Origin of the sequence: Streptomyces jeddahensis, assembly GCF_001642995.1 — a bacterium.
GTDB lineage: Bacteria > Actinomycetota > Actinomycetes > Streptomycetales > Streptomycetaceae > Streptomyces > Streptomyces jeddahensis.
Window position 1 is genome coordinate 121512 of the sequence record NZ_LOHS01000089.1, and the last position, 13615, is coordinate 135126.

At 70.8% G+C, this 13615-nt stretch carries 12 protein-coding genes; 5 read left to right on the top strand and 7 right to left on the bottom strand.

Annotated features, from left to right (window positions below; translation table 11 throughout):
- Positions 1–57: 57 nt before the first annotated feature.
- Entirely contained in the window at positions 58–1524 is a 1467-nt protein-coding gene (locus STSP_RS20600; protein WP_067280071.1) for an amino acid permease, read from the bottom strand.
- Positions 1525–1932: 408 nt separating this feature from the next.
- On the opposite strand from STSP_RS20600, the gene STSP_RS20605 reads away from it, so the two are divergent.
- Positions 1933–2709, top strand: coding sequence for a MerR family transcriptional regulator (locus STSP_RS20605; RefSeq protein WP_408646337.1), 777 nt, complete (start codon positions 1933–1935; stop codon positions 2707–2709).
- 213 nt (positions 2710–2922) lie between these two features.
- Here STSP_RS20605 and STSP_RS20610 read toward each other — a convergent pair whose 3' ends face one another.
- From STSP_RS20610 to STSP_RS20620, 3 genes are read right to left on the bottom strand one after another with little or no spacing between them, the layout of a single operon-like run.
- Positions 2923–5097 carry a 3-hydroxyacyl-CoA dehydrogenase NAD-binding domain-containing protein gene (locus STSP_RS20610; protein WP_067280073.1) on the bottom strand — a complete coding sequence of 725 codons (2175 nt, stop codon included), beginning with the start codon at positions 5095–5097 and terminating at the stop codon, positions 2923–2925.
- 52 nt (positions 5098–5149) lie between these two features.
- Positions 5150–6364 (bottom strand): acetyl-CoA C-acetyltransferase, encoded by a 1215-nt coding sequence (locus tag STSP_RS20615; RefSeq protein ID WP_067280076.1) that lies wholly within the window; start codon positions 6362–6364, stop codon positions 5150–5152.
- Between the two features lie 3 nt (positions 6365–6367).
- Positions 6368–7579, bottom strand: a complete 1212-nt coding sequence (locus STSP_RS20620) for a CaiB/BaiF CoA transferase family protein (protein WP_067280079.1) — start codon at positions 7577–7579, stop codon at positions 6368–6370.
- A gap of 197 nt (positions 7580–7776) precedes the next feature.
- Between STSP_RS20620 and STSP_RS20625 the strand changes: the two genes are divergently transcribed.
- Positions 7777–8967, top strand: coding sequence for a saccharopine dehydrogenase family protein (locus STSP_RS20625; RefSeq protein WP_067280082.1), 1191 nt, complete (start codon positions 7777–7779; stop codon positions 8965–8967).
- A gap of 69 nt (positions 8968–9036) precedes the next feature.
- On the opposite strand, the gene mmpA is transcribed toward STSP_RS20625, so the two are convergent.
- Together mmpA and STSP_RS20635 are read right to left on the bottom strand one after the other, a co-directional pair.
- Positions 9037–9177, bottom strand: coding sequence for a morphogenic membrane protein MmpA (mmpA, locus tag STSP_RS39720; protein WP_198547394.1), 141 nt, complete (start codon positions 9175–9177; stop codon positions 9037–9039).
- A 71-nt stretch (positions 9178–9248) separates the two neighbouring features.
- Positions 9249–9953 (bottom strand): endonuclease V, encoded by a 705-nt coding sequence (locus tag STSP_RS20635; RefSeq protein WP_067280086.1) that lies wholly within the window; start codon positions 9951–9953, stop codon positions 9249–9251.
- A 42-nt stretch (positions 9954–9995) separates the two neighbouring features.
- On the opposite strand from STSP_RS20635, the gene STSP_RS20640 reads away from it, so the two are divergent.
- On the top strand, positions 9996–10295 hold the full coding sequence (locus STSP_RS20640) for a YciI family protein (RefSeq protein WP_067280088.1): 300 nt from the start codon (positions 9996–9998) through the stop codon (positions 10293–10295).
- Positions 10296–10344: 49 nt separating this feature from the next.
- Here the strand turns inward: STSP_RS20640 and STSP_RS20645 are convergent, their stop codons facing one another.
- Positions 10345–10668 (bottom strand): plasmid stabilization protein, encoded by a 324-nt coding sequence (locus STSP_RS20645; RefSeq protein WP_067280093.1) that lies wholly within the window; start codon positions 10666–10668, stop codon positions 10345–10347.
- A 371-nt stretch (positions 10669–11039) separates the two neighbouring features.
- On the opposite strand from STSP_RS20645, the gene ssgD reads away from it, so the two are divergent.
- Both ssgD and STSP_RS20655 read left to right on the top strand, forming a co-directional pair.
- Complete coding sequence (ssgD, locus tag STSP_RS20650; RefSeq protein ID WP_067280095.1) at positions 11040–11456, top strand: spore wall synthesis regulator SsgD; 417 nt, start codon at positions 11040–11042, stop codon at positions 11454–11456.
- 509 nt (positions 11457–11965) lie between these two features.
- Positions 11966–13609: an ABC-F family ATP-binding cassette domain-containing protein gene (locus STSP_RS20655; RefSeq protein ID WP_067280096.1), complete on the top strand. Its 1644-nt coding sequence runs from the start codon at positions 11966–11968 to the stop codon at positions 13607–13609.
- The last annotated feature ends 6 nt before the right edge of the window (positions 13610–13615 follow it).

The window sequence follows — 13615 nt, forward strand, 5'->3', positions numbered from 1 at the left end:
CCCCCACGAGGAGGCAGCCACCGCCCATGGGAGGTGGCTACCGCCCATTGAGGATCACTACTTGCTGAGCTCGCCCATCTCCTGGTCGACCGTCCGCGAGATCCGCCGCCGTACCCCGTACCAGCCCGCGACGAGTGCGACTGCGATGAGCGGGATGAGGTAGAGCGTCTTGCGGCCGATCTCGGGGTCGTTCCACATCAGGCCGAGGACGGCCAGCAGGAAGGCGATGGTGACGATCTCGGTGACCGGGCTGCCGGGGAGGCGGAACTTGGGACGGGTGAGCAGGCCCTGCTTGGCGCGGCGGACGAACGCCAGGTGGCAGATCATGATGATCACCCAGGTGCTGATGATGCCGAGCGACGCGACGTTGAGGACGATCTCGAAGGCCTGGCCGGGCAGCAGGAAGTTCAGGCCGACGCCGAGCACGCACACCGCGGCGGTGAGCATGATGCCGCCGTACGGCACCTGGCTGCGGTTCATCTTCGCGGTGAACCCGGGCGCGGAACCGGCCATCGCCATGGAGCGGAGGATGCGGCCCGTGGAGTAGAGGCCCGAGTTGAGGCTGGACATGGCCGCGGTCAGGACGACCAGGTTCATCACGTCGCCGGCCGCCGGAACGCCGATCTTGGACAGCACCGTCACGAACGGGCTCTCACCCGCCGAGTACACGGAGCCGGGCAGCAGCAGCGCCAGCAGGACGACCGAGCCGACGTAGAAGAGGCCCACGCGCCACATGATCGAGTTGACCGCGCGCGGCACGACCTTGTGCGGCTCGGCGGTCTCGCCCGCGGCGACACCGACCAGCTCCAGCGAGGCGTACGCGAAGACGACGCCCTGCATGACGATCACGACGGGCATCAGGCCGTGCGGCAGGAAGCCGCCGTTGTCGGTGATGACGCTCAGGCCCGGGGTCTGGCCACCCACCTCATGCTGGGTGACCAGCAGGAAGATGCCGATGAACATGAACGCGACCAGTGCCGCGACCTTGATGATCGCGAACCAGAACTCCAGCTCGCCGAAGATCTTCACCGAGATCAGGTTCACGACGAGGACGACCGAGAGCGCGATCAGCGCCAGGACCCACTGCGGGATGTCGGTGAAGAAGCTCCAGTAGTGCGTGTAGAGCGCGACCGCGGTGATGTCCGCGATGCCGGTCGTCGACCAGTTGAGGAAGTACATCCAGCCGGCGACGAAGGCGCCCTTCTCACCGAGGAACTCGCGCGCGTACGACACGAAGGAACCGGACGAGGGCCGGTAGAGGACGAGCTCGCCGAGCGCGCGTACGACGAAGAAGGCGAAGATGCCGCACACCAGGTAGGCGAGGGCCAGTGCGGGGCCTGCCGAGTTGAGGCGGCCGCCGGCGCCGAGGAAGAGTCCGGTGCCGATCGCGCCGCCGATGGCGATCATGTTGACGTGGCGCGCCTTGAGGTCCTTGCTGTATCCGGCGTCGCCCGCGTCCGCGGGGGTCCGGGCCACGTCCGCGGGGGATGCGACCGCGGCCGTGTCTACGGCGTCCTTGCTCACAGGTGGTTCTGCCTTCTGTGCCCCGGATGCGGTCCGGTGTTTTCTTCGATGTCCGGATGGTGTTCCGGTTGTGGTGCTGGTTGTGCTCCGGATGGTGTCCGGCATGGATGTGCTGCGGACCGCGCCGTGCCCTTGTAAGGCGGCCCGGGCCGACTCGACACCTTCTCGCATGCATCGATATCCATGCGGTGACATAGATCACAGAGCGGAACATCTCACATGCTGGCCAGCGGCTGTACAGGCTGGTCAGGGGCTGTGCGAGGCGGCCCAGTCGTGGCCCTGGCCGCCTCCGAGTGGCCCCAGGGCTGCGGGCGGCCACGGTGCGGCAGCGCTTTCACAGGAGTGGTGAGACAGCAATACTGTTGCATCGGAGTGCTGCCTGCGCCGCCCGGGAAGCGAGGGGATCCCATGCCGACGGACACCGCCATGCCGACGGACAGCGCCGAGCCGACGGACAGCGCCGAGCCGGCACTGACGATCGACGAACTGGCCGCCCGCGCGGGCGTCACCGTCCGCACGATCCGCTTCTACGGCTCCAAGGGGCTGCTGCCGCCCCCGGTGCTCGGGCCACGCCGGGTCGGGCACTACGGGCCGGAACACCTGTCCCGGCTGGGCCTCATCGAAGAACTGCAGCGGCAGGGGATGACGCTGGCGGCGATCGAGCGGTATCTCGAGCAGCTGCCGGCCGGCCTGAGCGCCCAGGAGCTCGCCATCCATCGGGCCGTGGTGTCCACGTGGGCACCCGGCCCCGCGGATCACGCCACCCGCGCCGAGCTGGAGCGCCGGTCCGGGCGGAGGCTCTCCGACGAGGACGTGGACCGGCTGGCGGCGATGGGCGTGATCTCCGAGGGTGCCGTGATCTCCGATGGTGCCCAGGTCACCTACCGCGTCGACCCGGGCCTGCTGCGACTGGGGGTCCAGTTGCTGGACGTACCGATCGCGCACGAGACGATCCTCGCCGCCCGGACGGTGCTGCTGGAGCATGCCCGTTCCGTGGCGCACGAGCTCGCGCAGTTGTTCCGCGACGAGGTGTGGGGTGCGGATCGCGAGCGACAGTCAGACCCGAACTGTGTCGCGGCGATGAAGTCGCTCTCGGCCGATATGCAGCCGATCGTGGTGCAGGCGCTGGTGACGGCTTTCCAGCGGTCGCTCCGGGATGAGCTGAGGGACGCGTTCCAGGCCTGAGGAACGCGTCCCGTCGTGTGGGTCCCGCCGTACGTACGTGCGTGCGTGTCCCGCCATACGCGCGGGTCCCGCCGTGCGCCGGTCTGCTGCCCAGCCGTATGCGTAGCCGGGACGGAGCCGTATGCCGGTGCGCCGCCCGCCCCGGCCCCGTCCCGGCCGGCCCCGCCCGGCCCCGTTCCGGCCCCGCCCGGCCCCGTCCCGGTCGCCCGCCGCTCAGCCGTCGCTGAACTTCTCGCCGTTCTCCGCCTTCTCGACGAGCAGCGCGGGCGGCTGGAAGCGCTCTCCGTAGCGCTCGGCGAGCTCACGCGCGCGTGCCACGAAACCGGGCAGGCCGCCGTCGTAGCCGTTGATGTACTGCAGGACGCCGCCGGTCCAGCCGGGGAAGCCGATGCCGAAGATGGAGCCGATGTTGGCGTCGGCGACGGAGGTCAGCACGCCCTCCTCCAGGAGGCGGACGGTGTCCAGCGCCTCCGAGAACAGCATGCGCTCCTGCATGTCGCGGAACGGGATCTCATGCCCCGGCTTGGTGAAGTGCTCTCGCAGCCCCGGCCAGAGCCCGGTCCGCTTGCCGTCCACGTACTCGTAGAAGCCCGCGTCGCCGCTCCTGCCGGTGCGGCCGAACTCGTCGACCATGCGGTCGATGACCGCGTCGGCGGGGTGCTGGGTCCAGGTGCCGCCCGCTTCCTCTACGGCGCGCTGTGTCTCCTTGCGGATCTTTCGCGGCAGCGTGAGGGTCAGCTCGTCCATCAGCGACAGGACCTTCGCCGGGTATCCGGCCTGGGCCGCCGCCTGCTCGACCGACGCGGGCTCGATGCCCTCGCCGACCATCGCGACACCCTCGTTGATGAAGTGCCCGATGACGCGCGAGGTGAAGAAGCCGCGCGAGTCGTTGACGACGATCGGGGTCTTCCGGATCTGCCGGACCAGGTCGAAGGCGCGGGCGATGGCCTCGTCCCCGGTCCGCTCGCCCTTGATGATCTCGACGAGGGGCATCTTGTCGACGGGCGAGAAGAAGTGCAGTCCGATGAAGTCCTGGGGTCGTTCGACGCCCTCAGCCAGGAGCGTGATGGGCAGCGTCGAGGTGTTGGAGCACAGCAGCGCGTCCGGCTCGACGATGTTCTGGATCTCCTGGAACACCTTGTGCTTGAGCGCCGGGTCCTCGAAGACGGCCTCGATCACCGCGTCACAGCCCGCCAGGTCGGCGGGGTCGGCGGTCGGTGTGATGCGGGCGAGCAGCGCGTCGGCCTTCTCCTGGCTGGTACGCCCCTTGGCGACGGCCTTGGCGCAGAGCTTCTCGGAGTAGCCCTTGCCGCGCTCGGCTGCGTCCACCGAGACGTCCTTGAGGACGACGTCGATGCCCGCGCGGGCGCACGAGTACGCGATGCCCGCGCCCATCATCCCGGCGCCGAGCACCGCGACCTTGCGGACCTGGCGCGGCTCGATGCCCGTCGGCCGGTTCCGGCCCGCGTTCACGGCCTGCAGGTCGAAGAAGAACGCCTGGATCATGTTCTTCGCGGTCTGGCCGGTGACCAGCTCGGTGAAGTACCGGGCCTCGATGGTGAGGGCGGTCTCGAAGTCGACCTGGGAGCCCTCGACGGCCGCCGCGAGGATGTTGCGCGGCGCCGGGTAGGGCGCGCCGTTCAGCTGCTTCTTCAGGCTGGCCGGGAAGGCGGGGAGGTTGGCGGCGAACTTGGGGTTCGACGGGGTGCCGCCCGGGATGCGGTACCCGGGGACGTCCCAGGGCTGCGAGGACTCGGGGTGCGCGTCGATGAACGCGCGCGCCTTGGCCATCATGTCCTCGTGGGATGAGGCCACTTCGTGGACGAGGCCATTCTCCAGCGCGCGCTGCGGGGAGTACTGGGTGCCCTGGAGCAGCACCTTCAGCAGCGCGTCCGCGATGCCCATCAGCCGTACGGTGCGGGTCACTCCGCCGCCGCCCGGGAGCAGGCCCAGGGTGACCTCGGGCAGGCCGATCTTGGAGCCGGGTGCGTCCAGCGCGATCCGGTGGTGGCTGGCGAGCGCGATCTCGTAGCCGCCGCCGAGCGCCGCGCCGTTGATGGCCGCGACGACCGGCTTGCCGAGGGTCTCGATGCGGCGCAGGGAGGTCTTGACGTCCGTGCTGGTGTCGAAGACCTGCTGGGCCTGCTCGGGGCCGGCCTCGATCATGTCCTTGAGGTCGCCGCCCGCGAAGAAGGTCTTCTTGGCGGAGGTGTAGACGATGCCGCGGATGGAGTCCTTCTCGGCCTCGGCGCGGTCGGCGATCGCGGCGATGGAGGCGCGGAAGGCCTCGTTCATGGTGTTCGCGGACTGGTTCGGATCGTCGAGGACGAGGGTGACGACGCCGGTCTCGTCCTGTTCCCAGCGGATGGTGGTGGGCTCGGTGCTCATCTGCGGTGCTCCGTAAGAGTCGGAAAGACTGGGGCTGGTGGGGACAGGACGGTCAGAGGCGCTCGACGATCGTGGCGATGCCCATGCCGCCGCCGACGCAGAGCGTGGCGAGGCCGTAGCGCTTGTCCTGGCGCTCGAGCTCGTCGACGAGGGTGCCGAGGATCATGGCGCCGGTGGCGCCGAGCGGGTGGCCGAGCGCGATGGCGCCGCCGTTGACGTTGACCTTGTCCAGCGACAGGCCCATGTCCTTCACGAAGCGCAGCACGACCGCCGCGAAGGCCTCGTTGATCTCGACGAGGTCGATGTCGTCGATGGTCAGCCCCGCCTTGGCGAGGGCCTTGCGGGTCGCGGGCGCGGGTCCGGTGAGCATGATGGTGGGCTCGGAGCCGGAGACGGCGGCCGAGACGATACGGGCGCGCGGGCGCAGACCGTTGCGCTCGCCGGCCGCCTTCGAGCCGATGGCGACCAGCGAGGCGCCGTCGACGATGCCCGACGAGTTGCCCGCGTGGTGCACGTGGTCGATCTTCTCCACCCAGTGGTACTTCTGCAGCGCCACCGCGTCGAAGCCGCCCAGGTCGCCGATGTCGGCGAAGGACGGCTTGAGCCCCGCGAGCGAGTCGGCGGTGGTGCCCGGGCGCAGGTGCTCGTCGTGGTCGAGGACGACGAGGCCGCTGCGGTCGCGTACGGGTACGACGGAACTGTCGAAGCGGCCGTCCTTCCAGGCGGCCGCGGCACGCTCCTGCGACAGCGCCGCGTACTCGTCGACGTCGCGCCGCGAGAATCCCTCGATCGTGGCGATCAGGTCGGCGCCGACGCCCTGCGGCACGAAGTTGACGGCGAGGTTGGTCATCGGGTCGTTGAACCAGGCGCCGCCGTCCGAGGCCATCGGCACGCGCGACATCGACTCGACACCGCCCGCGAGTACGAGGTCCTCCCAGCCCGAACGCACCTTCGCCGCCGCGAGGTTGACCGCCTCCAGGCCCGAGGCACAGAAGCGGTTCTCCTGGACGCCGGCGACGGTGTCGGGCAGGCCCGCGGCGATGGCGGCCGTGCGCGCGATGTCGGAGCCCTGGTCGCCGACCGGGCTGACGACGCCGAGCACGATGTCGTCGATCGCGCCGGGGTCCAGGTCCGGGAAGCGGGCGCGGATCTCGTGGATCAGACCGACCACGAGGTCGATGGGCTTGGTGCCGTGCAGGGCGCCGTTGGCCTTGCCGCGCCCGCGCGGGGTGCGGATGGCCTCGTACACATACGCTTCGGTGGTCATCGGTCAGTCGCCGTCCTTCGGGGTGTGCTGTGTCGGGTTCGGGGCGCCCGGCGCCGGGGTGGAGCCGTTCGGGGTCGAGCCGTTCGTGATCAGCTGCGGGAGGTCCCAGTCGCGGGCCACGTCGGCGGTGTCGGCGCCCGGCTGCGCCGGTCCGCCGCGCACGGCGGTGGGCGTCGCGGAGAAGCGGGGAGCGGGCGCGGGCTGCGTGATGCCAACGTGCTCGGTGAACGTTCCGCGCGCGGCGAGATGAGGATGGGCCGGTGCCTCACGCAGCGACAGGACGGGCGCCACGCACGCGTCCGAGTCCTCGAAGACAGCGGTCCACTCGTCGCGCGTGCGGGTCTTGAAGCGGGCGGCGACGGCGTCGCGCAGTTCCCCCCAACGCGCCAGGTCCCACCGGTCCGGAGCCTCATCACGGATGCCGAGGAGCTCCACGAACTCGTCGTAGAACTGCTGCTCCAGGGCACCGACCGCCATGTACCGGCCGTCCGCGGTCTCGTAGCAGCCATAGAACGGGCAGCCTCCGTCGAGCAGGTTCGCGCCGCGGCGGTCCTGCCAGGTGCCCGCCGCCAGCATGGCGTGGATCATCGCGGCGAGATGCGAGGCGCCGTCGACGATCGCGGCGTCCACGACCTGCCCGGTACCGGTCGCCCGGGCGTGGTGCAGCGCTGCCAGGACGCCGACGACCAGATAGAGGGCTCCGCCCGCGAAGTCGCCGACCAGGTTCACGGGGACGGTGGGCGGTTCGCCGGGCTTGCCCATCGTGCCGAGGGTGCCGGTGAGCGCGATGTACGCGATGTCGTGCCCGGCGCGGTGGGCGAGCGGCCCGTCCTGGCCCCAGCCCGTCATCCGCCCGTAGACGAGCCGCGGATTGCGGGCCCGGCAGGCGTCCGGACCGATGCCCAGGCGCTCTGCGACGCCCGGACGGAAGCCCTCGATGAGGATGTCCGCGCGTTCGACCAGGTCGAGCACGCGGGCCGGTCCGTTCCCCGCCTTGAGGTCGATCAGCACCGAGCGCTTGTTGCGGTTCGTGATGTCGTACTCGGGGTCGATGACGAGTCCGCCCCCGCCGGGGCGGTCGACGCGCACCACATCGGCGCCGAGGTCGGCCAGCAGCATGGCGGCGAAGGGCCCGGGACCGATGCCCGCCAGCTCCACGACGCGCACACCGGCGAGCGGACCGCGCGCTCCGGGCCCGGTCTGTGCCTCTGCCATGGCGCCCCCAAGCACTGTGACACGACTGCTGTAACACCAGCGATGTTAAGAACGCGTTCCGTGCCCCACAAGCCCTGGGCGAGCAAGCGCTTAGCCAATCATGGACTCGAGGGGCCTGGGGCGCCGGTTCAGCCCCGTGTTCCTCACGCTAGCCTCGGCCACCGACAGCGGCCCGGAACGCACGGCTGAGGGGTGCCATGAGCAGGCAGAACAGGACCGATCGGGCGTATGACGTCGTGCTCTTCGGCGCGACCGGTTTCGTGGGGCAGCTGACGGCGGAGTATCTGGCCGCCCACGCGCCCGACGGGCTGCGCTGGGCGATCGCGGGCCGCAGCACGACCAAGCTGGAGGAGCTGCGCGAACGGCTCGCCGCCCTCGCGCCGGGGCTGACAGAACCCGCCCTGCTGCGGGCGGACGTGGCCGACCCGGCGTCGCTGCGCGACATGGCGGAGCACGCGCGCGTGGTGGCCACGACGGTCGGCCCGTATCTCAGGTACGGGCAGGACCTGGTCGCCGCCTGCGCCGACGCCGGCACCGACTACGCCGACCTGGCGGGCGAGCCCGAGTTCGTGGACCTCACCTACGTCAGGCACGACGCACGCGCGCGTGAGACCGGCGCCCGGCTGGTGCACGCGTGCGGCTTCGACTCGGTGCCGCACGACCTGGGCGTGTACTTCACGGTGCTGCAGCTGCCCGAGGGCGTACCGCTGCGCATCGACGGCTTCGTACGGTCCGACGCGATGCTCTCGGGCGGCACCCTGGCGTCCGCGCTGAACCAGTTCTCACGCGGTCCGCAGATGCTGGCGGCCGCGCGCGACCGCCGCCGGCACGAGCCGCGCCTACTGGGCCGCCGCGCGTACGCGCCGGCGAGCCGTCCGCGGTACGCCAAGGAGGTCGCCGCCTGGGCGCTGCCGCTGCCGACGATCGATCCGCAGATCGTGCAGCGCTCGGCTCGGGTCCTCGAGCGGTACGGGCCGGACTTCCGCTACCGGCACTACGCAGCGGTCAAGAGGCTGCCGTTCGCCGTGGGCGGGGTGGCGGCCGCGGGCGCGCTGTACGCGTCGGCCCAGCTGCCGCCCGCCCGGCGCTGGCTGTCGAACCGCCTCAGGCCGGGCGAGGGCCCGGACGAGCAGCGGCGCGCGCGGAGCTGGTTCTCGGTGCGGTTCGTGGGCGAGGGCGCGGGCCGCCGGGTGTTCACAGAGGTCGCGGGCGGCGACCCCGGCTACGGCGAGACGGCGAAGATGTTCGCCGAGTCGGCGCTGTCGCTCGCGCTCGACGACCTGCCCGAGACGGCGGGCCAGGTGACCACCGCGGTCGCGATGGGCGACGCCCTCACGGACCGGCTGCGCGGGGCGGGGATCACCTTCCGGGTGGCCGCCGAGAGGTGACCCGGCCACCGGGCCGGACCACCCGGCGACCGTTTCCGGATCACCCCGACATGGCCGCGCAGGCCGGTGTCACCACGACATGAGCGTGTAGATCATCCCGCCGATCCAGGCCAGTGCGGCGATCACCGCGAGGACCAGAGCGGCGGTCACGGTGCGCTCGAGCGGGTGGACAGGTGCGGCGGCGGGCTTCGGGGCGCGGTGCGAAGTCATGCTGCACAGCCTGTCGTCCGCGGCGGCCGAGGAGATCCGCACACATACACAACGGACATCCGTACGGATACTCAGTCGGCGCGCCCCGACGCGGCCGCCTCACGCAGGGCCCGGCGGCACAGGGCGTCCGCGCGCCGCGTGGACTCCGGAATGCGGTAGCGCGGCGTAAGACGCAGCGTGTGGGCGCATGCGGTGTCCAGGCTGACGCGGTGTCCGACGGAGACGAAGACCGGCTTGACGCCGTCCCGGGTGCGCAGCGCTCTGCCGACCTCCTCGTCGCCCGCGAGGAGGGGCGAGAAGGAGCCGCGCGATGCGCCCGGCTCCTCGTACGAGAACGTGAACGGGTTCTTGGCGACGCCGATCGACGGCAGGCCGGTGAGGACGCCGAGGTGGCTGGCCAGCCCGAAGCGGCGCGGATGCGCGCGGCCGTAACCGTCGCAGACGACCGTTCCGGGGTCGGCGCCGAGCGTGTCGAGGGCGGCCAGCACGGTGGGGATTTCACGGAAGGCGAGCAGCCCGGGGACGTACGGGAAGGAGATCCGGCCGACGGCGGTCGCCTCCTCGACGAGCTCCAGGGTCGCCGCGTCCAGGACCACGGCCGCGGCCGCGACGAGGTCCCGCTCGTCGTCGTACGCGACGTCGACCCCCGTGACGTGCCCGGTGCCCGGCTCCGGCCCGGGCTCGTCGAGCACCACTCGGGTCCTCAACTCGTCCTGGATCGCCCGGGCTTGCGCTTCGGTGGTGGGCCAGTCCCCGAGGATGCTCGCTGTTCTCATGGTGCCGTCGAGGGTAAGGGGCCGACGAGTACGATCGCGATCATGTTCGTACTGGAACTGACCTACACCGCGCCTCTCGAAGCCGTCGACGCCTTCCTGCCGGCGCATGTCGAGTGGCTCGAGAAGCACTACGCGTCCGGCGCTTTCCTCGCGTCCGGCCGCAAGATCCCCCGGGACGGCGGCGTCATCCTCGCCGTCGGCGACGACCGGGCGGAGATCGAGAAGATCACGGCGACCGACCCGTTCGTCGTGGCGGGCGTGTGCGCCTACCGGATCACGGAGTTCATCGCGACGAAGACGGCGCCCGAGCTGGCCGCCCACCGGCAGCAGCTGCCCGGCTGACGGGCGAAGGGCCGAGGCGGCGCGCCGTCCCGGCCCTTCGTGGGCGCGGTCAACGGCCCAGGGCGCGGGACAGCTGGTCCTTGTTCATCTTCGAACGGCCTTCGATGTTGCGGCTCTTGGCCTCTTGGTACAGCTGGTCGTAAGTCGGACCCTGCGTTCCCCGGCCGGAGCGGAGGCCGCCGCGGCGGCCGGACGACATGTCCTCGGTCGAGGTGCGGCTCGCGGTCTTCGACTCGCCCTGACGGGCCCGCTCCTTGTTCACCGTTCTCGCGGCGATCTCCTCGGCGCGCTGCTTGCTCTCACCGCTCTCGAGCCGGCTCTCCTTGATGTGCTCATACTGGCGTTCCCGTTTGGGGCTAGAGCCGCGTGGCATGGTAGTGCTCCTCACTCTGTGACAACGGCCCCCGAATCAGGCAAGCATGACTTCTGCACTGCCGCACCGCAGATGACCTCGTACCGGGCGTCGGCCGTGGGGCCGTCCAGGTCAACCCTCGTGCGGAGAGGTACGCGCGCGTGGAGCACCGCCCCGCGGCCGGCCGGTGGCGCCCTGCACCGGAGACGGCCGGGCGAGGCCACGCCGGACGGGCCTCCGTGACGTCTGTCACCGCGCCGGAGGAGGGGGATTGAAGCGGGTGACAGAGGTCACTCGGCCGGGGCATGCACGCATTCGCTCGTTCTGCCGTCTATTGAAGAGTCCGGCGCCATCGGCCCAGCCTTCCGTCAGCCGTCACCAGGGAGCAGGCGTTGTCCATCGTCATCGAACAAGCCGTAGAGGCCCGCCTCGTCGCGGCCGTGCCGCGCATGCCGACCATCCCGGCGCTCCTGCACTACGACAGGCGCGACCCCTTCGCCGTACGGATGACCTTCCCGGCACCGGCCACCCTGGAAGGCGTCGAGGTCTGCTGGACGTTCGCACGCGAACTGCTCAGCGCCGGCATCGAGCGACCGGCGGGCCAGGGCGACGTGCAGGTGCGGCCGTACGGCTATGACCGCACGGTCCTGGAGTTCCACGCCCGTGAGGGCATCGCGATCGTCCATGTCCGCACGGGAGAGCTGCGCCGCTTCCTCGCGCGCACCGTCGCGCTCGTTCCCACGGGTGAGGAGCACCTCCATCTCGGCCTCGACCACGATCTCGCCGAGCTGATGGGCGGCGCCTGCTGAAGCCGCCTCCCGGCCGCCACCCGGCCGCGTCACCCCCGGCCCATCGCTTAAGGCGGGCCTCGGCCCGAGCTCGGCCCGCTGCTCGCCGTAAATGCGTTTGACGACGATCAGGCGGCCTCGTACCGTTCGGAGCGCTTCTGTTGCCGTCGATCGGAGAAGGACGTTGCTCCTCTGAGGTCCTGGGACACCGTGTCACACAGCCCCTTGTCGCTGTGTGCACAGCGTGCGACCTCGGCGTACGAGCCGTCCTCCGGCGCGGGCCTCTCCCCCGCGTCCTCCGGCCTCGAGCAACCCCCGGTTTCCGCCTGACGGCACTCTGCCTGACGGCCTTCCACCTCAGGTTGATCATCCGCCGCACGTCGCCCCGCCACCGCGGTGTCCCGAACGCGTTGCCCCTGACCACATGTACCGGTGGCCGGGACCGCGTTCGCGACCGCTCGCCCTGTGCGCGTCCGGTCCAAGGCGATCGCCCCGCCCGGCCACCGCTCCCAGCAACCGCGGAGGCCCGTATGTCCACATCCCCCACATCCATCACCTGCACGTCCCTCTCCTTCGGCTGGCCGGACGGGACCAGCGTGTTCGACGATCTGCAGGTCGCCTTCGGCCCGGGCAGGACCGGCCTCATCGGGCTCAACGGGTCCGGAAAATCAACCCTGCTGAAGCTGATCGCGGGCGAACTCACCCCGACGGACGGCACCGTCCGCGTGGCGGGCGAGGTCGGCTACCTTCCACAGAACGTCACGCTCGACACCGCGCTGCGCGTCGACGAGGTCCTGGGCATCGCCGGCACGCGCGCCGCGCTGCACGCCATCGAGTCGGGCGACGTGCGGGATGAGCACTTCACGGCCGTCGGCGACGACTGGGACGTCGAAGAACGCGCCGTCGCGACGCTCGACGGGCTCGGGCTCGGCCATATCGGCCTCGACCGCACCATCGGTGAGGTCTCCGGCGGCGAGTCGGTCCTGCTGCGTCTGGCCGCCCTGCTGCTGCGCCGCCCCGACGTGCTGCTCCTGGACGAGCCCACCAACAATCTCGACCTGTGGGCGCGCAGGCGGCTTTACGCCACGGTGGCGGCCTGGTCGGGCGTCATGGTCGTGGTCAGCCACGACCGTGAACTCCTCGACATGGTCGACCAGATCGCCGATCTGCATGGGGGAGAGATCACCTGGTACGGAGGGAGCTTCTCCGCGTACGAGAAGGCGCTCTCCGCGGAGCAGGAGGCGGCCGAACGCATGGTGCGGGCCGCCGAGACCGATCTGCGCCGCCAGAAGCGCGAACTGGTCGAGGCCCAGGTCAAATTGGCCCACAGAAAGCGGTACGGCCAGAAGATGTGGGACCAGAAGCGCGAGCCCAAGATCGTCATGGGCGCGCGCAAGAGGGCCGCCCAGGTGTCCGCCGGGAAGCACCGCATCATGCACGAGGAGAGGCTCGCCGAGGCGAAGGAGCGCCTCGACGAGGCGGTGGAGGCCGTGCGGGACGACGACGAGATCCGCATCGACCTGCCGTACACCGCGGTCCCGCCCGGCCGCACGGTGCTGACGCTGCACGAGCTGGAGCTGAGGTACGGCGCGCGGGTGAGCGGCGGGTTCGAGCTGCGCGGTCCCGAGCGGATCGCGTTGATCGGCCGCAACGGCGCGGGCAAGACGACCCTGCTGCGCACGATCGCCGGAGAGCTGGACCCGGCGGCGGGCGACGCCATGGCGCACGTGCCGCTGCGCTTTCTGCCGCAGCGGCTCGACGTGCTCGACGAGGAGCTCACCGTCGCCGAGAACGTGGCTCGCTTCGCGCCCGAGGCCACGAACAACCGGATCAGGGCGCGTCTGGCCCGCTTCCTGTTCAAGGGGGCGCGGGCCGACCAGCTGGCGGCGACGCTCTCGGGCGGAGAGCGCTTCCGCGCGGCACTCGCCGCGCTGATGCTGGCGGAGCCCGCACCCCAGCTCCTGATGCTCGACGAGCCTACGAACAACCTGGACATGGCGAGCGTCCGACAGCTGACGACGGCCTTGGAGTCGTACGAGGGAGCGCTGATCGTGGCCAGTCACGACCTGCCGTTCCTGGACTCGATCGGCATCACGCGCCGGCTGCTGCTGGACGGAGAACTACGGGAGATCACGGCGGAGGAGGCCGCCGGATATCCCGACCAGAACGAGTAACGAGTG

Coding starts and splice junctions, on each gene's coding strand:
- STSP_RS20615 (WP_067280076.1), bottom strand. CDS start 6,364: ATGACCACCGAAGCGTATGTGTACGAGGCCATCCGCACCCCGCGCGGG.
- STSP_RS20620 (WP_067280079.1), bottom strand. CDS start 7,579: ATGGCAGAGGCACAGACCGGGCCCGGAGCGCGCGGTCCGCTCGCCGGT.
- STSP_RS20610 (WP_067280073.1), bottom strand. CDS start 5,097: ATGAGCACCGAGCCCACCACCATCCGCTGGGAACAGGACGAGACCGGC.
- STSP_RS20635 (WP_067280086.1), bottom strand. CDS start 9,953: ATGAGAACAGCGAGCATCCTCGGGGACTGGCCCACCACCGAAGCGCAA.
- STSP_RS20625 (WP_067280082.1), top strand. CDS start 7,777: ATGAGCAGGCAGAACAGGACCGATCGGGCGTATGACGTCGTGCTCTTC.
- STSP_RS20605 (WP_408646337.1), top strand. CDS start 1,933: ATGCCGACGGACACCGCCATGCCGACGGACAGCGCCGAGCCGACGGAC.
- STSP_RS20640 (WP_067280088.1), top strand. CDS start 9,996: ATGTTCGTACTGGAACTGACCTACACCGCGCCTCTCGAAGCCGTCGAC.
- mmpA (WP_198547394.1), bottom strand. CDS start 9,177: ATGACTTCGCACCGCGCCCCGAAGCCCGCCGCCGCACCTGTCCACCCG.
- STSP_RS20645 (WP_067280093.1), bottom strand. CDS start 10,668: ATGCCACGCGGCTCTAGCCCCAAACGGGAACGCCAGTATGAGCACATC.
- STSP_RS20655 (WP_067280096.1), top strand. CDS start 11,966: ATGTCCACATCCCCCACATCCATCACCTGCACGTCCCTCTCCTTCGGC.